At 69.4% G+C, this 22,325-nt stretch carries 16 protein-coding genes and 3 pseudogenes; 7 read left to right on the top strand and 12 right to left on the bottom strand.

Features of this window, described 5'->3' with window-relative positions:
• Positions 1–206 precede the first annotated feature (206 nt).
• Positions 207–806 carry a DUF2378 family protein gene (locus ACN28I_RS06505; protein ID WP_420941241.1) on the top strand — a complete coding sequence of 200 codons (600 nt, stop codon included), beginning with the start codon at positions 207–209 and terminating at the stop codon, positions 804–806.
• Here ACN28I_RS06505 and ACN28I_RS06500 read toward each other — a convergent pair.
• On the bottom strand, positions 785–1,927 hold the full coding sequence (locus ACN28I_RS06500; protein WP_420948582.1) for a GAF domain-containing sensor histidine kinase: 1,143 nt from the start codon (positions 1,925–1,927) through the stop codon (positions 785–787). The two genes, ACN28I_RS06505 and ACN28I_RS06500, sit on opposite strands and share 22 nt — an antisense overlap.
• A gap of 20 nt (positions 1,928–1,947) precedes the next feature.
• Positions 1,948–3,972: a PAS domain-containing protein gene (locus ACN28I_RS06495; protein ID WP_420941240.1), complete on the bottom strand. Its 2,025-nt coding sequence runs from the start codon at positions 3,970–3,972 to the stop codon at positions 1,948–1,950.
• A gap of 373 nt (positions 3,973–4,345) precedes the next feature.
• On the opposite strand from ACN28I_RS06495, the gene ACN28I_RS06490 reads away from it, so the two are divergent.
• Positions 4,346–4,519 carry a hypothetical protein gene (locus ACN28I_RS06490; protein WP_420941239.1) on the top strand — a complete coding sequence of 58 codons (174 nt, stop codon included), beginning with the start codon at positions 4,346–4,348 and terminating at the stop codon, positions 4,517–4,519.
• A 12-nt stretch (positions 4,520–4,531) separates the two neighbouring features.
• Here the strand turns inward: ACN28I_RS06490 and ACN28I_RS06485 are convergent, their stop codons facing one another.
• On the bottom strand, positions 4,532–5,125 hold the full coding sequence (locus tag ACN28I_RS06485; protein WP_420941238.1) for a hypothetical protein: 594 nt from the start codon (positions 5,123–5,125) through the stop codon (positions 4,532–4,534).
• Between the two features lie 59 nt (positions 5,126–5,184).
• Positions 5,185–6,121 (bottom strand): annotated as a pseudogene (locus ACN28I_RS06480) (helix-turn-helix transcriptional regulator).
• Positions 6,122–6,257: 136 nt separating this feature from the next.
• On the opposite strand from ACN28I_RS06480, the gene ACN28I_RS06475 reads away from it, so the two are divergent.
• Positions 6,258–7,247, top strand: a complete 990-nt coding sequence (locus tag ACN28I_RS06475) for an SDR family oxidoreductase (RefSeq protein WP_420941237.1) — start codon at positions 6,258–6,260, stop codon at positions 7,245–7,247.
• Between the two features lie 15 nt (positions 7,248–7,262).
• On the opposite strand, the gene ACN28I_RS06470 is transcribed toward ACN28I_RS06475, so the two are convergent.
• From ACN28I_RS06470 to ACN28I_RS06460, 3 genes and pseudogenes are all read right to left on the bottom strand, one after another.
• Positions 7,263–8,687, bottom strand: a complete 1,425-nt coding sequence (locus ACN28I_RS06470; RefSeq protein WP_420941236.1) for a M23 family metallopeptidase — start codon at positions 8,685–8,687, stop codon at positions 7,263–7,265.
• 150 nt (positions 8,688–8,837) lie between these two features.
• Positions 8,838–9,449, bottom strand: a complete 612-nt coding sequence (locus ACN28I_RS06465; RefSeq protein WP_420941235.1) for an SDR family NAD(P)-dependent oxidoreductase — start codon at positions 9,447–9,449, stop codon at positions 8,838–8,840.
• Between the two features lie 58 nt (positions 9,450–9,507).
• A pseudogene (locus tag ACN28I_RS06460) lies at positions 9,508–9,684 on the bottom strand (SDR family NAD(P)-dependent oxidoreductase); the annotation flags it as partial.
• 55 nt (positions 9,685–9,739) lie between these two features.
• Between ACN28I_RS06460 and ACN28I_RS06455 the strand changes: the two are divergent.
• The gene (locus ACN28I_RS06455; RefSeq protein WP_420941234.1) at positions 9,740–10,366 is read left to right on the top strand and encodes a TetR/AcrR family transcriptional regulator; all 627 of its coding nucleotides are present in this window, start codon (positions 9,740–9,742) and stop codon (positions 10,364–10,366) included.
• A 21-nt stretch (positions 10,367–10,387) separates the two neighbouring features.
• Here the strand turns inward: ACN28I_RS06455 and ACN28I_RS06450 are convergent, their stop codons facing one another.
• From ACN28I_RS06450 to ACN28I_RS06440, 3 genes are all read right to left on the bottom strand, one after another.
• The gene (locus tag ACN28I_RS06450) at positions 10,388–10,639 is read right to left on the bottom strand and encodes a hypothetical protein (protein ID WP_420941233.1); all 252 of its coding nucleotides are present in this window, start codon (positions 10,637–10,639) and stop codon (positions 10,388–10,390) included.
• Between the two features lie 160 nt (positions 10,640–10,799).
• Positions 10,800–11,201, bottom strand: a complete 402-nt coding sequence (locus ACN28I_RS06445) for a hypothetical protein (protein ID WP_420941232.1) — start codon at positions 11,199–11,201, stop codon at positions 10,800–10,802.
• Positions 11,202–11,313: 112 nt separating this feature from the next.
• Complete coding sequence (locus tag ACN28I_RS06440; protein WP_420941231.1) at positions 11,314–17,514, bottom strand: FG-GAP-like repeat-containing protein; 6,201 nt, start codon at positions 17,512–17,514, stop codon at positions 11,314–11,316.
• Between the two features lie 205 nt (positions 17,515–17,719).
• On the opposite strand from ACN28I_RS06440, the gene ACN28I_RS06435 reads away from it, so the two are divergent.
• Positions 17,720–18,451 carry a hypothetical protein gene (locus ACN28I_RS06435; protein ID WP_420941230.1) on the top strand — a complete coding sequence of 244 codons (732 nt, stop codon included), beginning with the start codon at positions 17,720–17,722 and terminating at the stop codon, positions 18,449–18,451.
• Positions 18,452–18,461: 10 nt separating this feature from the next.
• The gene (locus ACN28I_RS06430) at positions 18,462–19,202 is read left to right on the top strand and encodes a hypothetical protein (RefSeq protein ID WP_420941229.1); all 741 of its coding nucleotides are present in this window, start codon (positions 18,462–18,464) and stop codon (positions 19,200–19,202) included.
• A gap of 10 nt (positions 19,203–19,212) precedes the next feature.
• Here the strand turns inward: ACN28I_RS06430 and ACN28I_RS06425 are convergent, their stop codons facing one another.
• Positions 19,213–19,980, bottom strand: a complete 768-nt coding sequence (locus ACN28I_RS06425) for an alpha/beta fold hydrolase (RefSeq protein ID WP_420941228.1) — start codon at positions 19,978–19,980, stop codon at positions 19,213–19,215.
• A 3-nt stretch (positions 19,981–19,983) separates the two neighbouring features.
• Positions 19,984–21,682, bottom strand: a pseudogene (gene dhaL / locus ACN28I_RS06420) (dihydroxyacetone kinase subunit DhaL).
• A gap of 63 nt (positions 21,683–21,745) precedes the next feature.
• On the opposite strand from dhaL, the gene ACN28I_RS06415 reads away from it, so the two are divergent.
• Positions 21,746–22,318, top strand: coding sequence for a DUF1801 domain-containing protein (locus ACN28I_RS06415; protein WP_420941227.1), 573 nt, complete (start codon positions 21,746–21,748; stop codon positions 22,316–22,318).
• Positions 22,319–22,325 lie beyond the last annotated feature (7 nt).

Genomic DNA, 22,325 nt, shown 5'->3' with positions numbered 1-22,325 from the left:
CTCGCGCCTGACCAGGCGCCCACCGGTGCCACAATGGGCCCGGTGGGCGCTCTACAGCGCTGTAGCGCGATTGAAAAATCCAGGAATCCTGGAGGCGGGGTGGGGGAGTGCCAGGTCCTGAGCGGGTATGACGACGCGATAGGTGGTGACGGCCCCGTTTTGCGCTCTAATGGAGGGCGCCGGACCTGTCCTGGAGTCCCCCCACCGTGCCGCTACCCACCTCCTCGATTCCCGCCCCTGGACTGGAACACCTGCTCTCGCTGACCACCCCCGCGGATACCGCCCGCGGCATGTTCTTCAATGGCCTGTTCGACGCGGCGCGCTCGTTCGGGGGCGAGGAAGCCCGGATGAAGTGCCTCACGGCCGCGGGTGATCGGAAGTTCATCGACTTCCGCAGCTACCCGGTGGCGGACCTGCTCAAGGCCATCTACACCGCCACGGAGGTGCTCGGCCCGAAGATGGGCGGCAAGGATGCCGTCCTGCACCGGCTCGGGCGGCGGGCCACCGAGGACTTCCTCCAGTCCACCGTGGGCAAGACGATCGTGGCGCTCGCCGGGAACGATCCGCACCGGCTGCTCTCCGCCTTCCCCAACGCCTGCCGGGCCGCGTTGAGCTATGGCGAGCGCTCCATGGAGCGGCTCGGGGACAAGCACGTGCGCATCGTCGCGCGCCGGGACTTCCTGCCCATGCTCTACATCGAGGGCATCCTCGCCTCCGTGGTGGAGCGCTCCGCGGTCTCGGGCGTCATGGTCCGCGGTCACCGGCTGTCCCCACTCGACGTGGACTACGACATCAGCTGGTCCTGATCCCCCAGGCGCCGAGGCAGGCGCACGGTGAAGGTGGTGCCCTCCTCCTCGGTGGAGCTCACGTCGATGGAGCCCCCGTGGCCGAGGACGATCTGCCGGGTGATGAAGAGGCCCAGCCCCAGGCTCCCCTGGCGCGCTCCGGCATCCGGTCCCCGCTGATAGGGCTCGAAGAGTCCCGGTAACACCTCGGGGGAGATGGGGTTGCCCTCGTTGTGCACCTCGAGCAGGACGTCCGGGCCCTCGCTCCGGGTGGACACCCGCACGGGCGTGTGCCGGGGGCTGTGCTGGAGCGCGTTGCCCACCAGGTTGGTGACGACCTGCGCCAGCCGGTCCCCATCCCATTCGCCCCAGCCGTCTCCGCTGGCCTGGAAGGAGATGCGCCGCTCGGGCCAGGCCAGCCGCACCTCCGTCACCACCCGCCGGACATGCTCGTGGAGATTCAGCGGCTCGCGGTGCACGGGGATGCCCCGCATGCGCGCCTGGTTGAAGTCGAGCAGGTCGCGGATCATCCGGCTGGCCCGGTCCGCCGAGCTGTGGATGCGCTGGGCCGCCTTCGTGGTGCGCTCGTCCACGTCCTCGCGTTTGAGCAGCGTGGTGGCGGACAGGGCGATGGCGTTGAGGGGCGTGCGCAGATCGTGGCTGACGATGGCCACGAGATCCTCGCGCTCCTGGATGGCCGCCTGCGCCTCCTGGTAGAGCCGCGCGTTGTCGAGCGCCATGGCCGCGCGATCGGCCACCCCGCGGGCCACCTCCAGGTCCGTGGAGGTGCACGTGGGGCGGTACCGGTTCCACGCGAAGGAGATGATGCCGAGCTTCCGGTCCCTCGCCACCAGGGGCACGAGGATGACGGACTTGAGGGCGAGCGCCTCCAGCAGGGCCCGGTGCTCGTCGTTGCGGGCGATGGAGTCCAGCCACTCGGGGGTGACGTCCGGCTCGGCCAGGGGCACGCCGGTGTTCAACAACTGGAGCATGACGCCCCCATTTCCCAGGTGGGGCGGGTACATCATCGAGTGGTGGAGCAGGGCCTGCCGATCCGCGTCCCGGGCCGTGAGCTCCAGCCGGTAGAGCTGCCCGTCGTCGCTGAGCAGATCCACCATGCAGTAGTCCGCCAAGTGCGACACCACGAGCGAGGCGAGGCTCTTCAGGGTGGTGTGGACGTCGAGCGATTGGGACAGCAGGGTGCCCACCTCGACGAAGAGGGCCTGGGCGTCCTCGGCGCGTTTGCGCGCGGTGATGTCGCGCACGATGCAGGTGAAGAAGCGCCCCTGGGGGAGCAACGTCTCGCTGACGGAGAAGCCTCCAGGGGGAAGACGCTCCCGTCCTTGCGCCGGCCGTGCACCTCGCGCCCGATGCCGATGAGCTTGCGTACCCCCATGCCGACATTCCTGCGCTGCTGGGGCTCGGGCACCAGGTGGCGCATCTCCCGGCCGAGCAGCTCCTCGGGCGCGTAGCCGAAGATGCGCACCGTGGCCGGGTTGACGCTCTGGATGGTGCCCTGTTCGTCGATGGTGATGATGCCGTCCACCGCCGTCTCCAGAATGGCCTCGAGCCGCCGCGTCGTCGCGCGCAGGGCTTCCTCGGCCTTGCGCCGCGGCGAGATGTCCCGGGTGATTTTCGCGAACCCGCGCAGGGCCCCCCGCTCGTCGCGCAGGGCGCTGATGAGGACGTCCGCCCAGAACCGGGTGCCGTCCTTGCGCACCAGCAGGGCCTCCGTCCGGTACTGCCCCTCGGAGGCGGCGATGCGCAACGACTCCTCGGGCACTCCGGCCATGACGTCTCCGGGCAGGTAGAAGAGGGAGAGGGGGTGGCCGAGCACCTCTTCCTCCTTCCAGCCCTTGATGCGCTCGGCGCCTGGATTCCAGCTCGTCACCCGGCCCTCGGGATCCAGCATGAAGATGGCGTAGTCCTCCACGCCCTCCACCAGCAGGCGGAAGCGCTCCTCGGTCGCGCTCTCGGCGCGCTTGCGCTCGGTGATGTCCAGCACCGCGCTGGCCACGAGGAAGACCTCTCCGGAGCGGTTGCGCACCGGGGCGTGGTTGATGAGCCAGTGGTGGACCTCGCTCCCCGTCGCGGGGGTGGTGCCCGTCACCTCCTGGCCGAGCACCGCCTGCCCCGTCTCCAGCACCTGGCGGCGCAGGGGGGCGAGCTGGGTGGCCAGTCCGGGAAGGAGCTCCTTCACGCCCTGGCCGAGGATGTCCTCGATGGGGGCGCCGATGATGTCCGCCAGCATCTGGTTGACGCGCACGTAGCGCAGCCCCCTGTCCATGAAGGACAGCCCCACGGGGGCGGTGGTGAGCAGGGTGTCCAGCAGCGCGAGGGCCTCTTCCGTCTTCTGGCGCTCGCGCACCAGCTCCGTGACCTCCACCGCGTGCACGAAGACGCCCTCCATCCTCCCATCCGCTCCCCGGTAGGGGGCGTAGACGAAGTTGAAGAAGCACTCCACCGGCGGGCCACCGTCGCGGTACACCCAGACCCGCACCTCGTGACCCACGGCGGGCTCGCCCGTGCGGTAGACATTGTCGAGCAGCACGCGGAAGCCCTGCTCCTCCAACTCCGGCAGGGCCTCGCGCAGGGGCTTGCCCAATATCTCCCGTTTCCCGATGGCCTGATGGAGGCGGGGGTTGGCCATGGTGAGGATGTGCTCGGGCCCTTGCAGCACGAAGATGAGCGCGGGCGCTTCCTGGAAGAGGGCGGACAGGCGCTCGCGTTGGGCCTCGGACTCCCTCAGCAACCGGGCCCGCGTGGCCTCGGCTTCCTGCTGGGCGGTGAGCTGATCCTGGCGCTGCACCTCGTCGCGCTGGATCGTGTACGCGTCCACCGCCTCGGCGATGCCGGTGACCATGAAGGAGACCAGGCCCTGGACCTCCGTGAGGGAGAGGGACACGCCCTCCTGTCTCGCCTGCTCGAGGATGCAGTCGTGCAGGACGCCATACTCCCGCACCACCACCTGGAGATCGAAGCCCAGACACAGGCGTTGGCCGCCGTGCGCCCGGGCCCGGGTGCTCTGGTCCGGCACCGCGGGGGCTCCGCTGTCTCCGGTCCGGCGCAGCACCGTGGCCATCTCCTGGAGGTAGTCCTCGAGGTGGTCCTCCAGCGCGGACCGGCTCCGGGGTCCCGGAGCCAGGCCCGCGCGTAGCCGCTCGAATCCATTGCCGGGTGATGGCATCTCGCCGGGATTCCAGCAGGTCGGCCAGGGAGGCAAGTGGGCTCGTGGACCCATGTGTCTCTAGGTTCACTCCGTATTTCCTCCCCCGGGCCGAGGACAGAAGCCCCATTCCACTGAGACATCAGCAGCAGGGGAAAGTAGTCCCCACCCGGCCAGGAAGCGCCTGGGCCCCTCCGTACGACCCTGGGGTGAATGCCAGACACACGGGCAGTGGCCAGGGGTCGCCAGGCTGCCCGGTGGACGCTCCGTGGAGCTTCGGGCATCCCCGGGAGCCGCCGGGCGTTGACGATGATGGATGGTCTGACTCCGAGCGGGCTGGCGGGCGCTCTCGCCTCACACCAGCTTCGTCTCCTCTGCCGTGAGGACGCACTCCATGAGGATGAGGGACAACCGGTATCCCACCCCCCAGATGAATGGGGGTTCCATCAAGCCCCGGAAGCTGGGCAACCCGGTCTCGAAGATGACCAAGGTGAGCGGCAAACGCATCGGCGGCGCGTTGCGCTCGGAGTATGCGCGCCAGCAGAAGCGGCGTGACACACGGCGCTGAGCCGGGGGCTCTCTAGTAGCGGCGATCCTTGCGATCCTCGCGCAGCTCCTGCCGGTCCTGCCGCAGCTCCTGCTTGCCGAGCCGCACCAGCTCCACGATGAGCTCGCGCTTGCGGTTGAGCTGCTTCTGGGCGCGGGCCCCCATGAGCGAGTCCAGCTCCCGGGCGATCGTCTTGCGCGCCGCCTGCGCGGCCGCCTCGGCCCGCGCGTCCCGGACGTCATCCCGGTTCTCCGCGCGGCTCTCGCCCCACTCCCGGCGCGCCTCGGTCCGGGCCTGGGCCTTCTCGTTGCGGCCCTCGGCCAGCTCCGCCCTCAACAGCTCGCGCAGCCGGTTGTCCACCGCGGCCAGCTCGGCGGCGTTGTTCCTGCGCGCCCGCGCGTTGTCGAAGCGCTCCAACACGCGCTCCAGCTCGGCCACGTCCTTCCGGTCATCCCTGCGCTCGGCGTTGTTCTGGCGCGCCTCCTGGCGCTCCTCGTGGCGGTCCGGCGCGCGAATCTCCTGGCGGGCCGGCTCGCGCAGTTGAATCTTCTGGGACTGGGCGTGCGCGGAACCAGCGAGGAGCAGGGCGGCGACGAGGGCGGAGGAGAACGGCTTCAGCGTCTTCATGGTGGAGGCTCCCGGTGTGGGTTGCTGCGAACACCCCTCTGGACGGGAGGGCCGGGTTTTTATTTCACCGCCAACTGTCGAAAGGTTCCGTAGAGAGCGCTCAAGTCGTTCGCGAGCGCTCCGAGGCGGGCACGCAGCTCCGGTGGCTCGAGGACCTCGGCCCCCCGGCCGAGCAGGACGAGTTGTGAGAGGGCGATCGAAAGGCGTTCGAAGTCGATCATCACGGTGCCCGCGCGGATCCGTTCCCGCTCCGAGCCGGGGCGCATCGCCGCGAGTGCCTCGGCTCCCTCGGGGGTGAGACGCAGCGTCACCTCGTAACGGGCCCGCTGCGTCGCGAACCGTTTGCACCAGTCCTTCCAGAACGCCCGGAGGCTCGAACTCCGCGGGGCGCGCGAACGCGTCGGTGAGCATGCGCGCTCCCTCCACCCGTGCGCCGCGGAAGACCTTCGTCACGCCCTTGTCGTCGGCGACGAGGTACCAGTGGTCCCCCTTGATGACCAGGCCGTAGGGGTTGACCACCCGGGTGCTCCGCGCGCCCTCGAAGTCGCGGTAGGCCAGCCGGACCTTCCGGTCCTGGAAGACCGCCTCGCGGAGCACCGTCAGGTGGGGCACCGGGTCCTTCTCGCCGAACCACGAGGACCCATCGATGTGGAGCCGTTGCCGCGCGTGCTCGGCGGCCGTCCGCTGCACACTGGGGAGCGCCGCGGCGAGCTTCACCAGACCCGTGCGCAGCGGGCCCGCCAGGCCAATGTCGTCCAGGGCATCGATCGGATGCGCGCTCGCGAGCGCCTGGATTTCGGGCTCGGTGAGGCCCGTGAGGTTGGTGCGCCAGCCCGGGAGCAACCCGATGCCGCCCGCCGAGCCGGGCTGGGCGTACACGGGAATCCCCGCCGAGGAGAGCGCATCCAGGTCCCGGTAGATGGTGCGCGGCGACACCTCGAGGCGCCGGGAGAGTTCCTCGGCCGTGTGCAGCCGTTCATCCTGGAGCAGGAGCATCAGACTCACCAACCGGTCAGCGCGCATGGGTTCCCCAGGGTAGCGCCCATTCCTGACAGAAGGTGTCAACAATCGCCCGTTAGGGTCCCCGTCCACATCATTGGAGCTGGGGACGCTCGGCCCGGAGGAAGACGCCATGAAGAAGACGCTGGAGGGAAGGATCTGCCTGGTCGCTGGAGCCACACGCGGTGCGGGGCGCGCGATCGCCTGCACGCTCGGTGAGGCGGGGGCGACCGTCTACTGCACGGGCCGCAGCACCCGCGCGCAGACGGAGCGGGGCAAGGGGCCCGGTCCCTTCCTGGAGCTGGATCGCCGCCCCGAGACGATCGAGGAGACGGCCGAGCTGGTCACCGCGCGGGGGGGCAGGGGGATCGCCGTGCGCGCCGACCACACGGTGGAGTCCGAGGTCGAGGCCCTCTGCGCGCGCATCCGCGCCGAGCAGGGCAGGCTGGATGTGCTCGTGAATGACATCTGGGGCGGTGACGAGCTGACCGACTTCGGAGCGCCCTTCTGGAAGCTTTCCCTGGAGAAGGGGCACCTGCTGCTCGATCGGGCGGTCTGGTCCCACATCGTGACGAGCCGCCATGCCGTGCCCCTCATGCTCGAGGGGGAGCGTGGGTTGATCATCGAGGTGACCGATGGCGATCACTTCGGCTATCGGGGCAACCTGTTCTACGACCTGGCCAAGATGTCCGTCATCCGCCTCGCCTTCGCGATGGCCACCGAGTTCCGGAAGAAGCCCGGGATGACGGCACTCGCGGTGACGCCGGGCTTCCTCCGCTCGGAGACGATGCTCGAGCACTTCGGCGTCACCGAGGCGACGTGGCGGGATGGCGCGGCGAAGGATCCCAACTTCATCGCCTCGGAGACGCCGTACTACGTGGCGCGCGGAGTCGCGGCGCTCGCCGCGGATCCGGACGTCCGGCGCAAGGCGGGCCGCGTCTTCAGCTCCTGGGATCTCGCCCGGGAGTACGGCTTCACCGACGTGGACGGGCGGAAGCCGGACTGGGCGGCCCACTTCCGCGAGACGTACGGGCGCGTCTATCCGGTGGCGGATGAGCGCGCGTACGCCTCGTGGTTCGACGGTCCCATCGACATCGCGTTCCCGGACTTCATCAAGGACTGAGTCCGGGAGGGCCGCTCAGCCCCTCATCCAGCGGCCGTGGTAGAAGCGCGTGTAGAACTTGGCCCCGGTGCTGTCCTTGACGTCGAACTGCCCGTCGCCGTTGCCCTTGGCATCCCCCGGATCGTTCGCCTTGCAGGACACGCAGCGCAGCTTGTTGGGCCACACCGTGCTGCCGCCGTAGGGCTGGCCGTTGTAGGTGAGAGACTCGCCGTAGGCGACCCGGGAGTGCACGTGCTCGTCCCACGGGCCTCCCGTCTTGCCGGCGTAGCCGATGATCGTGTTCATCCCGACGCTCGTGCCCCAGGTAATCCCAGACGCGACGCTCGTCAGGTGCGCCATGATGGCCCGGTAGCCGTTGTTGCGGACCACCACGTAGTTGCCCAGCGTGTAGTAGCCCTCGCTGTCCGCATGGTCCCAGCCCGCCCACTCCACCGTGCCGGTGATCGCCGGGTACACGTTGGCGTTCTTATGCGCCGGCCAGTCGTTGGCGTAGTACTGGTTGAGCAGCCCCGTGTTGCACTTGCGGACGTGGTAGTTCTGCCCCCACCAACTCCCGTAGTTGCCGCTCATGGCGCTCCAGCCCGGATCCCCGGGGCGGAGGTTGTAGTACGTGCCGGAGTAGACCGTCGTGTAGCCGCTGTAGAACTTGTTCGTGTAGTCCCAGACCGTCTGCCAGAACATGCCACCCGGCTGGCCGAACTCGCACGCCGTCTGCTGCGCGGAGACGCCGGCCTCCTGCACGCCCTGCTCCTGCGTGGGCTCGCCGCCCTCCAGCGCCGTCAGCAGGATGCGCTCGGCCTGTGCACGCTGGTTGATGGCGAGCTGCTCCGCGGGGGGCGCGGCGTACTTCGCCTGCTCCACGGGCACCAGGTTCAGCGACTGCACGGAGCGCTGGGGCTGCTCGAAGCGCAGGCTGGCCAACACGCCCCGGGCGCGCGAGTCCAGCCCCGGCTCCATCGTCCACAGGCCGATCCGGTACACCCGATCCCCATCCGCCACGTACACCAGCGAGTACGGATCCGTGCCCGGCAAGCCGCTCACCACCGTGCCTCGCAGGCCCCGGCCCACCACCACCTCGGAGCGGGTGGGGGAGAACTCCTGGTACTTGCTCATCAGATCCTGAACCAGGCCTTCGATCTGGTCCGGTTTGATCTGATACGCCAGCGCGACGCGGGCCACCGGCGAGCGCTCATGCCCGCCGCTCATGGCACCACCCGGCTCGAACAGCGCGAAGCCGTAGGTGTTGAACAGCACCGGATCCTGCTGCACGCGCCAGTCGCTCGGCACCTCGATGGCGATGCCCGCCACGTCGTCGCGGACCGTCTGCGTCGTCACACCGAGCGCTTCGGCGGCCACGCCATCCGTCGGGGAAGTGTCCGTGGGGGGCTCACAGGCCACCAGCACCGCGGCACAAGACAAAAGGGTACCAAGGCGTTTCATCGCCGGCCTCGTCGTCAGGGGGAAGGGGGGACTGAGGCCACACCATACCCTGTCCGGGAGGTCTTGTTAAGCCGGTTTCTCGGGGAAAGAGAAAAACAAGCGCCCGCGGATAAGGCGCCGCTGGGCGCCGGCCCCGTGATGGAGGGGTGATCACCCGGCCTTGTTCAGCAGCTTCTGCCGGCGCCTCTTGGCGCCCGCCACCAGCAGCGACTGGTAGAGCGTCGGCAGGGCTCGCTGCACCAGATCGATCAGCACCGCGTCGGCGCCGATGAGCTGGCGCCGGCGATTCTTGAGAATGGCCTGGAGGATGTCCTGCGCCGCCTGCTCCGGCGAGGTGGCGAACGCCTTCTCGAAGTCGCTGTTGGACTGCTCATCCACCCAGCCCTTCCTCACCGTGAAGCGGGCGTTCCGGGCGATGTTCGTCTTGATGCCGCCGGGGTGCACGCTCGTCACGCCAATGGGGAGCTCCTCGATCTCCAGCTCCTGGCGCAGTGCCTCGGTGAAGCCCTTCACGGCGAACTTGGCGGCGTTGTAGGCGCCCTGCGTCGGCACGCCGATCAGCCCGAAGACGCTGGAGATGTTGACGATGTGCCCATCCCCCGCGGCCTTGAGGTGAGGCAGGAAGGCCTTGGTGCCGTGCACCACGCCCCAGAAGTTGATGTTCATGAGCCACTCGAAGTCCTCGTAGCGCATGTCCTCGATGGTGGAGCCCAGGGCCACGCCGGCGTTGTTGATGATGATGTTGACGCCGCCGAGGCTCACGCGCGACCTGGGCCGCCCACGTCTCGACCTCCCCGCGATGGGCCACGTCCACCCGGGCGGCGAGCACCTTCACGCCGGACTGGCCGCACAGGGCCTCCGTCTCCGCCAGCCCCTTCTCGTTCACGTCCGAGATGGCGACATGGCAGCCCTTCCGCGCCAGCAGCTTCGCCGTCGCCCGGCCGATTCCCGAGCCCGCGCCGGTGATCGCCGCGACCTTGCCCTGTACTGTCTTCATTCCTGACTCCCATGGGGTGGGGTGAGGGCCCCGTTGTGGTACGGTACGGTACCAGATGCAAGCCCCCCCCGAGTCAGACGGCCCAGGCCCTGGAAGTGCCGAGAACCCGAGCCGTATCCGGCTGCTCGAGGGGCTGGCGGCTTCGATCACCGAGAAGGGCTACGCCGCCACCACCATCGCGGACATCGTCCGGCATGCTCGGGTGTCCAAGCGCACCTTCTACGAGCATTTCGAGGACAAGGAGGCGTGCTTCCTCGCCTCGTACATGGCGGCCAGCGAGGAGACGCTGCGCGCGATCGCCACCGCCTCCGCCGTCCCGGGCCTGCCGTGGAAGGAGCGGCTCCAGGCCGCGACGCGTGCGTACCTGGACGCGCTCGAGGCGAAGCCCGCGGTGACGCGGACGTACCTGTTGGAGATCCACGCCGCGGGCCCGCGTGCGCTGCAGCTACGGCGCGAGGTGCACCAGCGCTTCGCCGAACAGCTTCGCGGACTGGTGCAGACGGCTCGGGGGGAGCACCCGGAGCTGCGCGCGCTCTCTCCGGCGATGGCGACGGCGCTCGTGGGAGGCATCAACGAGCTGGTCCTCGTCGCGGTCGAGAAGGGCCGCGCGGGCCAGCTCCGGGAGCTGGCGGAAACAGCGGTGGAGCTGGTGCGCGCGGTGCTCGTGGCCCCGGAGAAGTAGGGGCCTCCGAATCTCCCGGGCCTACTGCACGGGGGCGTGATCCGCGTTGTCCACGATGGAGCGGGCCCCGGAGGCGTGGGCGCAATGGGCACAACAGTAGAAGGTGCCGTTGGCCTCGATGCCATGGCCCAGCACCTTGCAGTCGCAGTGGGCGCAGACGGGCGCCAGCTTGTGGATGGCGCACTCGAAGCTGTCGAAGGTGTGGGTGACACCCGCGGTGATGACCTGGAAGGCCAGGTAGTACTCGTTGCCGCAAACCTCGCACTTGGCCATGGAAGCCTCCTGCGAGAAGAGTGGGGCCGGGCACGCCACGCGGCGAGCCACCTGCCCCCGGGTCCGAGCGGCTCGCGTCAGCCGCTGCTCCTCTCCCAGGCTTCCAGCCGTTCGCATGGCCGCTCGCCTCGCGGGCAGCGAGCACGAGGCGCTTGCTGCGTCACAGGCCCGGGACGGGCCGCTCGGGCCGGTCTCCATTCACGCCACCCGGGTTCTCCGCGGACGGGAGCACCCGCGGATCCGGAACGGCACCGCCGCCATCCAGCGCGTCGGATCGCGGCTCGGGAGGTGGCGGCTTCACCGTCCAGGCCGGGGTGAGCCCTTCCGAAGGCGGAGGCGTCTCCCCCGGACGGGCATTCCATGGCTGCGCGGCGGGAGGTGGCTCCACGGGAGCGGGGGGCGGCGAGCGCACGGCCGGGGCGGCGGCGGGAGGATCCGTCTTCCCGTTCGTCTCCCCGGACCTGGGCGCCGCCGTGGCGGACGGACGGACGGGCTCGGGCCGTGGCCGAAGCAGATCCGTCCATACCCACGTCACGGCGCCCCCGATGATCACGAGCGCCATGCCCACCTCCAGCCATCGCTCCCGGGTGAGCCGGGGCCGGTGGCCCGAGGCTCGTGAGGACGACGGCGGGACTGACTTCGACGGCTTGCTGGAGGGCATGGGAGTCCCGTTTCTACCAGGCCGCCGCCATCTCTGGCATCAGGCCCCTCCTGCGGCCCCGCATACCCAAGCCGGGGACGCCGAAGGACTGGCCGCTGCTGTTCGCCAGTTGGCCCATGGGGTTCGACGCCGAGGCGGAACCCCGGGCGGACACGGCCAGCGCCTTGTTGCCCACGATGAGCGCCGAGGCTCCCGTTTCCGCGGCCAGGGCCACGTAGGTCCACGCCGCCGCGGGCAGCATCGACGGGTAGTTCCACCACCAGTGGCCGCCCCACCGGCCCAGCATGCCGACGGGATCCCGGATACCGGAACCCGGTGTCCCCACCAGCACGTCGTGCGCGCCCGAGAGGGCATTCTGGCCGGGGATGTGATCCACGATCCATTGGCTGGCGGAGCCTCCCTCGTCGAAGGCCCCGGGCGCCTTGCCCGGCTCGTTGACGCGTCCCCAGGTGTTCGGCCCCTCCTCGTGCTGGAGGCCCGTCTCGCCCACGGCCGCCTTGTAGAGCACCGCCAGCGACGCCGTGGCCGCGGACACCACCGCTCCCACCAATCCGGCCTTGAGTGCTTCGGCCGGAGAGGCACCATTCACCGTGGCTATCAGGAAGCCCGAGCCGAACCCGATGGCCGCGTTGGCCGCGATGTAGAGCAGGGGACTGGCGATGCCTCCGGTGGCCACGGTGAGCACGGCCGCCACCGCGATGAGGGCACTGGTGGCCACGCCTCGCAGGTAGCCCTGAAGGTCTCCTTGCATCAGCGAGCCCATGGTGGCGAAGGGCAGGGCCATCACGCCTCCGATGAGGGGCACCTTCGACAAGACCCGCGCCACCGAGTGAAGTCCCTTGCCCACCGACGAGAAGAACTTCCCGATGGACTTGAAGAAGCCCAGGCCGTCGATGTCCGTGAAGTTGACCGGATCATTCGCCGCGTAGGCGTAGCGGTTGAGTCCCACGTTGCGCGAGGTGGGCACCGTCGGGTCCGGCGAGATGAACCGGCCCAGCACCGGATCGAAGTAGCGCGCGTGCAGGTAGAACAGGCCGGTCTCGTCCTGGAACTGGCCGGTATACCCCCGCGCCTCGAGCTGCGCGGAGGAGGCCGACTTCAGGCCGCCATACGGCTCGTAGGACTGCTGCTGCACCTCGTTGCCGCCGCCGTCCGTGACGGACAGCACCGAGCCCAGGTGGTCGGTGTGCAGCCACCGCGTCAGCGTGCCCGTGCGTTTGGCCACCAGCGAGCCGCCCAGCGAGATGTACTTCGTCGCCGTCCCGCCGGTGACCTGGTAGTCGTCGCCGAGGTAGAGGGTGGTGGCGCCGCTGCCCGTCTGCTTCTTCAACCGCACGCCGTCCGCGTCGTACGTCATCCGCGTGCTGTTGATGAGCACCGGGCGGTTGTCGGCGTCCCAGGTGTAGGTGCGCCCACCGCCGGACACCAGGTTGCCGTTGGCGTCATAGGCGTAGCTGCTCCCCAGGGCCCCCACCACCGCGTGGGGCCGGGCCTGTCCCGGCGCGGGGTACTGGTAGCTGCCCACCTGCGTGCTCGACGTCAGGTTGCCGGTGGCGTCATACGCGAAGACCTGGTTCTGGAGGGTGGCGAGGTCCAGCGTCGACGTCAGCCGGTGCAGCGAGTCATAGCCGTACGACATCCCCTGGTTGCCGGAGGGGCCGTTGATCCGGGAGATCTTCCCCTCCGCGTCGCGCGAGTAGGCGAGCGAGAAGAACGGCGTGCCGCTCACCTCGTAGGCCACCGTGCCGCTGCAGGAGCCACCGGAGTAGCAGCCCTGGTCCAGCGTGTGGGTGCCACTGGTGGCCGCGGTGTAGCTGATGCGAGAGAGCACGCCGCAGGCGTCGTCGTTGTAGGCGGCCGCGGTGGTGCTGCCCGGAGCGCGCAGCCGCAGGTAGGTGTCGCCCGTGCCGCTCGAGCCCGCCACCCCGCAGGTGCCGATGTCGAGCGTCTCTCCCGCGGTGAGGCCCACCGAGCACGCGATCGTGTTCTGCGTGGCGCTGCTGGTGTTGGCCGCCGAGTAGGCCGGGCACGTGCCGCTGCGCCCCCCGCGCCCGCTGGAGATGGACGTCAGCCACTGGCGCTCGCGCGAGTAGCCGCGCGTGGTCACGGTGCCATTGGCGTTGACCTGCCGGGTGACATCGCCCCAGGGCGTGTACTTCACGTCCGCGACGATGCCGGGGATGAAGCGCAGGCGGCCGGCCTCGTCATAGCCCAGGGGCGAGGACGTGGAGCCCACCCGATCTCCGTCCGGGTAGGCCGTCCACAGGAGCCGTCCACCCGTGTCGTAGCCCTTGAGGAAGGTGTAGGGGACGCCATCCACGGTGCGCGTGCCCCGCACCAGGTTGCCGCCCGCGTCGTAGCCGTAGGAGGCCGTGCCGGAGCCATCCACCAGCCCCGTCAGCCGTCCCACGTTCACCTCGCCGGCGCGCGCCTCGTCGTAGCGCCACTGCACCGTCACCGCGTTCACGGTCCCCGGCTGCGTGGTCTTGCTCACCCGGCGGCCGAGCGCGTCATGGACGTACTGCGTCCGGATGCCCCGCGCGTCCGTGTGGGCGATCTCCTGGCCCGCGGCGTCGTATTCGAACGTCCACGTGCCGAGATCCGGATCCGTGGCGCGCGTCTTGCGGCCCAGCGAGTCGTAGGCGAACGTCGAGGTGTTGCCCGCCGGATCCACCACGCGCACGAGCTTGCCGCGCAGGTCGTAGGTATAGGCCGTCTTCTCCGTGGCGGAGCCGTTGAGCTCGCGGTGCTCCACCACCCGGCCGAACACATCGAGCACGTCCACCTGCTGGTGGCCCAGCTCGTCGGTGGTGGTCACCTGGTGCAGGTTGTAGGCGCGCGCCTGGCCCTGGCCGTCGGGGTGCGTCACCCGGACGACGCGGTCGAGCGCGTCATACGCCAGGGTGGTCCAGGCCGGGCTCTCGTTGGCGTAGTACGGCGCGGAGCGGTAGGCGTGCTCCCCTCGCTCGTTGAAGGTGACGTCCTCGCGGATGTCCTGGCCCGCGCCGGGGCCTCGCCGCTCCACGCGCCAGGGCCGCCCCAGCCCATCCATCCAGGTGCGCGTCCAGAGGTTCCCGGCGCCCGCGGGGCCCGGCGTCTCCGTCTGCACGTACTGGCCCCAGGCATTGCCGAAGCCCACGTACGAGCGCAGCTCGAAACCGCCTCCGGGCAGGTCCGTGCGGATCGGCCGGCAGAGCGCGTCGTACTGGGTGGAGGTGGTCAGCGTGTTGACGTCCGTGGCGGACGTCTGGCCCCAGCAGACCACGTCCCACCCCAGCGAGGTCACCTGCCCCAGGGGATTGGTCACCGACGTCATGTAGCCGTAGGTGGCGTCATACGTGCGCTGGGTGCGCGCCCCCAGCTCGTTGAGCTCGGCGATGACGCGGCCGGCGCTGTCGTGCTTCGCGCGCGTCAGCACGTAGGCATTCGCGGTGTCGAGCCAGCGCGCCGTCTTCACCAGATCGCCGCGCACCGGCGCCCGGTCCCACGTGGACGAGGCCTCGGCGGACGCATTGTCGATGTCGTAGTCGTAGTAGTAGAGCAGTTGCGAGAGCAGCGCTCCGCCGGTGCCGAGCCCGGCGAACGTGTCCGTCACCGCCGGCTTGCCCACGATGTAGTCGGTGGTGTTGGGCCGGAACATGTAGCGCACGGTGGTCTCGTCCCCCGGGACCTGCGTGTGCGGATCCACCTGCTCCTGCGTCACGTTGCCGTAGGCATCGAAGCCGCGCGTGGTGACGGCGCTCTCGGCGAAGTTCCCCGAGGCGTCATACCGGTAGAGGATCTGCCGGGTGTTCAACGACGTGTAGGGGATGGCCGAGCCGTTGGTGGTGTACTCGTTGTAGATGACCGAGAGCGTCGTGCCCGTGCCCGCGTACTGGTAGAGCCACTCCACCTTGGAGATGGAGCCGTAGTCCTGCTTGAAGTACGTGTCGTTGTAGGGGCAGGCGGACTCGCCGGAGATGCAGGGCCGCACCTCCCGGACGTAGCGGAAGCCGAGGAAGCGCCGCTCCAGGCGATCATAGAGGCCACCCGAGTAGGTGTAGTTCGTCGTCGACGTGCCGCCCCGGCCGTCCTGCACCGTCACCGACGTCACGGTGGGCAGGGGCGGGGGGTTGTTGGTGTTGGACCACCGCGAGGCGGAGGCGTACTGAATCCGCGTGGTGGCGCCCAGGCTGCTGGTGAAGGAGCTGAGCAGATCCGGCGTGGAGCCGCTCGCCACGTAGGAGATGAGGGCCATCTTCCCGCCGTTGCTCCACCCCTGGACGAGGTCCGTCTTGCCATCCCCGCTCACGTCCATGGGCCAGAAGCCCACCGCGTTGACGCCCTGGTTGCCCGCGGTGCCCACGGCCGGGCCGAAGCCGGAGCGATTGGAGGGGTGGACGATGAAGTCCAGCCGGCCGTTGTTGTTCCACCCCTGCACGAGGTCCGTCCGGCCATCGCCGTTGACGTCCATGGGCCAGAAGCCCACCGCGCTGGCTCCCTCTTGCGTCCCGGTGTGGCGCGCGGCCTCGAACTGGGTGCCGTTGGACAGGTAGGTGATGAGGCCCAGCGTGCCGTTGTTGCTCCACCCCTGGACGAAGTCCGTCTTGCCGTCGCCATTCACGTCCATGGGCCAGAAGCCCACCGCGCTCGCGCCCTGGCCCGTCGTGAAGCCCACGCCCGCGTGGAAGCCCGCGCCGTGGGCCTGGTAGGTGACGAGGACCAGCGTGCCGTTGTTGCTCCACCCCTGCACGAGGTCCGTCTTGCCGTCGCCATTCGCGTCCATGGGCCAGAAGCCCACCGCGCCCACGCCCTGGCCCGTCCAGGAGTGGAGGGGGCTGCCGAAGGTGGTGCCGTTGGACAGGTAGGTGATGAGGCCCAGCGAGCCGTTGTTGTTCCACCCCTGCACGAGGTCCGTCTTGCCGTCGCCATTCGCGTCCATGGGCCAGAAGCCCACCGCGCCCACGCCCTGGCCCGTCGAATAGCCGGTGCCCGCGTAGAAGCCGGAGCCGTGGGACTTGTAGACGATGAGGACCAGCCAGCCGTTGTTGTTCCACCCCTGGACGAGGTCCGTCCTGCCGTCTCCATCCACGTCCATGGGCCAGAAGCCCACCGCGCCCGAGCCGTCACTCATCAACTGGTTGTTGGTGCGGTTGAGGCCGTTTCCATCGGACAGGTAGGTGATGAGGCCCAGCCGTCCGTTGTTGTTCCAGGCCTGGACGAGGTCCGTCTTGCCGTCGCCATTCACGTCCATGGGCAGGACCGCCAGCGAGTCGGCGCCCTCGATGGACGTGCGGTTGGAGGCCGTGACGAGCTGGTTGCTGCCGGCCGAGTACGAGAGGCTTGTCGGCGGCAGGCTCGTCCCGCCCGTCACGGCGCCCGACGTGCTCAGCACCACGTCCCGTCCGTACTGCGTGAACTGCGTGAGCTGCGAGGCACCCGTCACCGGGTTGTTCTGGTAGCTCAGCGCATACGCCCGGGCGCGCTGGCCGCCCACCCGCACCTCCACCGTCTTGAGCCGGCCATGGAGCGTCTCGAAGCCGATGCCATTGGACGTCAGCTCCCGGTCCGGGCGGGCCTCCCAGTACAGCTTGACGAGCGTGCCCCCGTAATTCACCGAGTCCGGCACCACCCAGCAGCACCCGATCGGGTTCTGCGCCCAGTTGTACATCACCGTGTTGCCGTGGGTGTCCCGCACCTCGGTGAGGCCGTACCGCCAGGTGTACCAACCGCCCCACTTCGGCACGTCGTGGATGGGGCGGAACGTCGCCCGCATTCCATCCTTGCTCCAGACGTACCAGGCGCCGCTGGCGTCGAGCTTGATGCGGGTATAGCTCTCGAGCTTCGTCGAGTGCGTGCCGCCCGTGGTGCAGCTCGGGCTCACGCTGCCGCTGGCGCACGGCACGAGCTCCTCGCCGTCCAGCAGGAAGATGTCCGACCCATCGTAGTTGGGGGCGCCCTTGCCGCGGCTGGTCCGCTCGATGACGCGGAAGCCCGACAGGTTCCAGCCCACTCCCACCAGGCCGTTCACCGTGGACGAGGAGTACTGCAGCCCCAGCGCCGGCTCCATTCCCTGGTAGGGAGGAACCGCGAAGGGGATGGACTCCTGATACGTCCCGAAGAAGCCATCCACCTTCTTGTCGGTGCCCTGCGCAACCGCGAGCGACGAGACCGTCACCCCCAGCAGCACCCACAGCGCCCACTTCTCCGAAAAAGCCCGGGATTTCGAGAACAAGCTGTACCCCTCGTCAATCCGCGAAAGATACAGGAAGGCTGGAAATCTTTGAAGAGGGGGTTTTTACGTAGTGGCCCGAGCGGCTACCTCCACCACCCTGGAGGAGGCTGGCGGAAGGTTCGCTTCACCTTGCTCCACTTGCCATAGACGACGTGGAGTCCGCAGGAGGCGCAGATATGCTGCCCCCACCCTCGGGGAGGATGCGGTGAAGACCATCCAGACGCTCATCATGGAGTGGCTCGACGCTCAGACGCGGCTCTTCCAGGAGGCGATCGAGAAACGGAAGGCCGAGTACCTGAAGAAGAAATGGGCCTGGAGCGACAAGGCGGTGAGCGACTTCAACCGCCGGCTGGACGAGCTCAGCGCGATCCACTCCTCCGTGCTCACCGAGTTGAGCGCCGGCAAGGCCTACGGCAACGACCTGCTCAACCTGGCCAACATCGTCTTCAACGAGGCGGGCTCGGTGAGCAAGAACGCCAAGGTGGCGGTCGCCTATGCGTGGCTCAACCGCACGCGCGGGGCCATGCGCGAGCCAAAATCCGCCGCGGAGATCAGCCACTACATCCCCTTGTTGGAGCGTTGGAACGGGCTGAACGACATCCAGCGGATGACCTTCCTGCCCAACTTCGCCCTGTGTTTGAACGCAGCCCGGCAGCGGCTCGCTGATGGTGCGCCGGCGAAGAACGACCCCACCCGGGGGGCGACCCACTGGGTCAGTCCGATCGCCCTCGATCCCTACAAGAACCAGGCGGGCCGTTATGCACGCACGGTGGGAAAGGCGGCCAACCGGGCATTTCCCACCTGGGCACGCGGCAACAGCGACCCCGAGGTGGAGAAGATGAAGAAGCTCAGCCAGGTGAAGCCGACGTATGCCGAACTCACCGTGCCGGGCGTCGATCAGACCGAGTTCCTCTTCTATGTCGGCGTCAACTACTAGGTGCGCACTCATGGGAAACTCCAAGATGTCGCGCACCGTGCTCGTGCTGTGGGTCCTGGTGGCGGGTTGTGAAGATCGCAAGCCCCTCGAGACGCCTCGGACTCCACCTCGTATCGAGAGCAGCCAGCCCACGGTCCCGGAACCGCCAGCGCCCCAGCGGAGCGATGCGCAGGAGGTCTCCTCTGACGCGGGTGCGGACCCCGTTCCCGGCCCGGGCCCTACCGAGGCCGCGGGCATTCCCGGGTCCGTTCTTTCACCCGACAAGCGCTTCGCCCTGGTCGTGCCCGAAGGAGACCGGGTTCGTCACATCGATGTCCACGATGCGTCCAGTCAGCGGCGGCTCACGCGCATCACCCTCGACAAGGCCACCGTCGTGCGCTCGACGAGCGCACGTGTCCGGTGGACCGCGGGCAATCACATCCTGTTGACCTGGACCGCGGGGAGTGACGCCGCCAGCGGGATTGTCTACGGCACGGATGGGAAGACCCTGCTCGAGGTGACGGGCCCGGCGATGGAGGTGTCGCCCTCGATGAGGTACCTCGCCACCTTCCCAACGCTCTTCGCGGCTCCACCCATCATCGAGGTCTACGATCTGTCCGCCGGACGCAAGGTGGCACGAAGGGCCGCGAGCGATGGCACCTTCTGGGTGGTGGATGAGCTCGGGTGGAAGGGGCAGCAACTCGTGGCGAGCTGCCGGGACCAGAAGGAGCAGATCCAGGAAGTTCGCATCGATCTCGACGCCCCCCCGTGAACTCCGCGCGTCACACGAGCTGGAGAAGGGCGCGGCCAAAGCCCTCGGGGTCATCCTCGCTGAACGCGTGCCCGGAGTCCGGCACCGTGATGACGGGAATCCCGGAGGCCGCCACCTGGCGCGCCGTCTCGTGGGTGGCCGCGTCGCTGCGCCCACCGAGGATGTAGCCCTTGCGCTCGAGGGGCAGGGCGGCGAAGCGCTCCAGCATGTGCGCTCCGTGGTGGACGAGCGACACGGCGCTCCGGTGGAAGGCGAGGGGATCCGCCTGCTGGAGGGTCTCCCGGTACCAGGCCGAGGAGGTCTGGCGAATCCAGCCGTCCCAGTCGCGGAGGAACTTCTCCGCCGGGGTGGCGGCGGCCCGGGCGCTGCCGGTGGCGTCCTCGGGCCGGAGGTTCGGCTCGGCGAGCACGAGCGCATGCAACGGGCGGCCGTCCCGCTGGAGGCACTCGGCGAGCAGCACGGCCAGCGTGCCGCCCATGCTGTGGCCCACCAGGACGAGGGGTCCCGGCTCCGAGCCGAGCAGCGCCGTCAGCAGCTCCGCCTGCTCGCTCAAGTCGTAGCTGAAGTCCGTCGGCCGCTCGCTCTGGCCGAAGCCCACGAGGTCCACCCAGAGGCTCGCGCGTCCCTGGAGCGCCGCGCTGCGTGCGACGGGCGGCCAGTCCCGGTTTCCGGCACACCCGAGCCCGTGCACATAGACGAGGAGCGGACCCGAGCCCGGTGAGCGGCCCATCGCCAGCCGGGGCGTTCCGCGAGGCATGGAGGGAGGAAGAGGAGGCATGCCTCACCGGACGTAGGGGGAGAGGGGCTTCAGCCAGACGACCACGGCGGCTGCCCCGGCATCGGGCACACCGAGCACGCGGTCGCCGAGATAGCTGGCCCGCCCCAGGCGCGGCTTCATCCGCGTGGTGGCCTCCGCGCCCTTTTCCGCCGCCTGGACGCAGGCTTCCCAGGCCTGGGCGAGCGGCTGGCCATTCTTCAGCGCTCGCGCGAACGCGTCCGCGGCGGGATGCAGGGCATCGAGCATCGTGCGGTCTCCGGGGCGGGCGCCACCGAGCTCCGCCACGGCCTCGACACCGGCCCGGAAGGCCTCGGCCCAGGCGCTCGCATCCGGCCGCTCGTGCGCGAGGTGCCGGGCGGCGCGCAGCAGCGCGGTGGCGTAGAAGGGCCCCGAGCTCCCGCCGATGCTGCGGCGCAGGGCCTCGCCCATCGCCGTCAGTGCCCGGGCGGGACTCGACCAGGAGGAGTCGGGCAGGGCGCGCAGGGCCGCCGCGCCGCGCGCCAGGCTGATGCCGAGGTCTCCATCTCCCGCCGCGCTGTCGAGCTCGGTCAGACGCGGTTCCGCCGCCTCGAGTGCATCGGCGACCGCCAGGACGGCCTGTTTGAACCGGGCCATCTCGGGATGCGCCGCGTTGGCGGCCTCGGGTGCTGGCGTCGCGGGCGCCACGGGCTGGATCCGGCGAACCGGGGCGAGCTTGCCATTGCGCGGCCAGGCCGGTGCGGTGGTGACCGCGTCGAGCCGGCGCAGCCGCTCGTCGTCCACCCGCAGCACGGTCAGCGAACAGCCCGGCATCTCCAGCGCCGTCAGGAACGAGCCGCACCAGGCCCGTTCCACGACGATGCCTTGTTCGCGCAGCACGGCCAGGGCGCGGCGGGCGATGATCGCCAGCTCCATGGGCGGAGTGCCCCCCAGGCCGTTGACCAGCAGGGCCACGCGCTCACCCGCGACGATGCGCCGATCCTCGAGAATGGTCGTCAGCAGGGTGTCCACCAGCGCGTCGGCCGGCTGCATGGGGACGCGCCGCACGCCCTGTTCACCATGGATGCCCAGCCCGAGCTTCCATCTCGTCCTCGCCGAGCGTGAAGCCGGGCCGGCCCGCGGCGGGCACGGTGCAGGGGCCGAGCCCGACGCCCATGGAGCCGAGCCCGGCGGCGGTGGCGGCGGCTTCCCGTGAGACCTCCGCGAGCGAGGCGCCCGAGGCGGAGGCGGCGCCGGCCACCTTGTGCACCAGCACGGTTCCGGCGATTCCGCGGCGGCGCTCGGGCTCGACGGTGTCATGCAGGGAGACATCATCGGCGACGATGACGATCTCCACCGGGATGCCCTCCGTGCGGGCCAGCTCGGCGGCGAGGCCGAAGTTCAGCCGGTCGCCGGTATAGTTCTTCACGACGAGGAGCGCGCCCGCCGGACCCGAGACCGCGCGGATCGCGGCCAGGACGGCGTCGGTGCTGGGCGAGGTGAACACGTCGCCAGCGACCGCCGCGTGCAGCATGCCGGTGCCCACATAGCCCGCGTGCGCGGGTTCGTGTCCGCTGCCACCTCCGGAGATCACCGCGACCTCACGTTGCCGGGGGTCCGCGGGAATGTTCGCGCGGACGACCACGGATTCGCCCTCCAGCAGCGCCTGCTCCGGAGAGAGCGACACCAGACCCTCGAGCATCTCCCCCACGACGGCGCGCGGGGCATTGACGAGTTTCTTCATGCGCGCACGGTGGACGCACGACCCGGTCGCGTCAAGCCCGGGAAGCGCTACACTCGCTGCCCCATGCAGAGCAAAGCCACCACTGTCGACCAATACCTCGCCTCGCTCCCGGAGGATCGCCGCGCGGCCATCTCCGCCGTGCGCGACGTCATCCTCGAGAACCTCGATGAGAAGTACGAGGAGGGCATCCAGTACGGGATGATCGGCTACTACGTCCCGCACAAGGTGTTCCCCGCGGGCTACCACTGCGATCCGAAGCAGCCGCTGCCGTTCGCCGCGCTGGCCTCGCAGAAGAACCACATGGCCGTCTACCTGATGGGCATCTACGGCGAGCCGAAGCAGGAGAAATGGTTCCGCGACGCCTGGACGAAGACGGGCAAGAAGCTCGACATGGGCAAGTCGTGCGTGCGCTTCAAGAAGCTCGAGGACGTCGCGCTCGACGTGCTCGGCGAGGCCATCCGCCGTGCGCCCGCGAAGGCGTATATCCAGCAGTACGAGTCGGTGATCCGGCCGCCGGAGAAGAAGAAGAAGGCGCCGGCCGCCGCGAAGAGCAAACCGGCCGCGAAGAAGGCAGCGGCGAAGAAGCCCGCGGCGAAAAAGACGGCGGCGAAGAAGACGGCGGCGAAGAAGCGGTGAGGAGAGG

It is taken from the genome of Archangium gephyra, assembly GCF_049060025.1.
GTDB lineage: Bacteria > Myxococcota > Myxococcia > Myxococcales > Myxococcaceae > Archangium > Archangium gephyra_A.
Note: the sequence above shows the minus strand (reverse complement) of the source record. Positions and strands in the feature narration are given on the sequence as shown.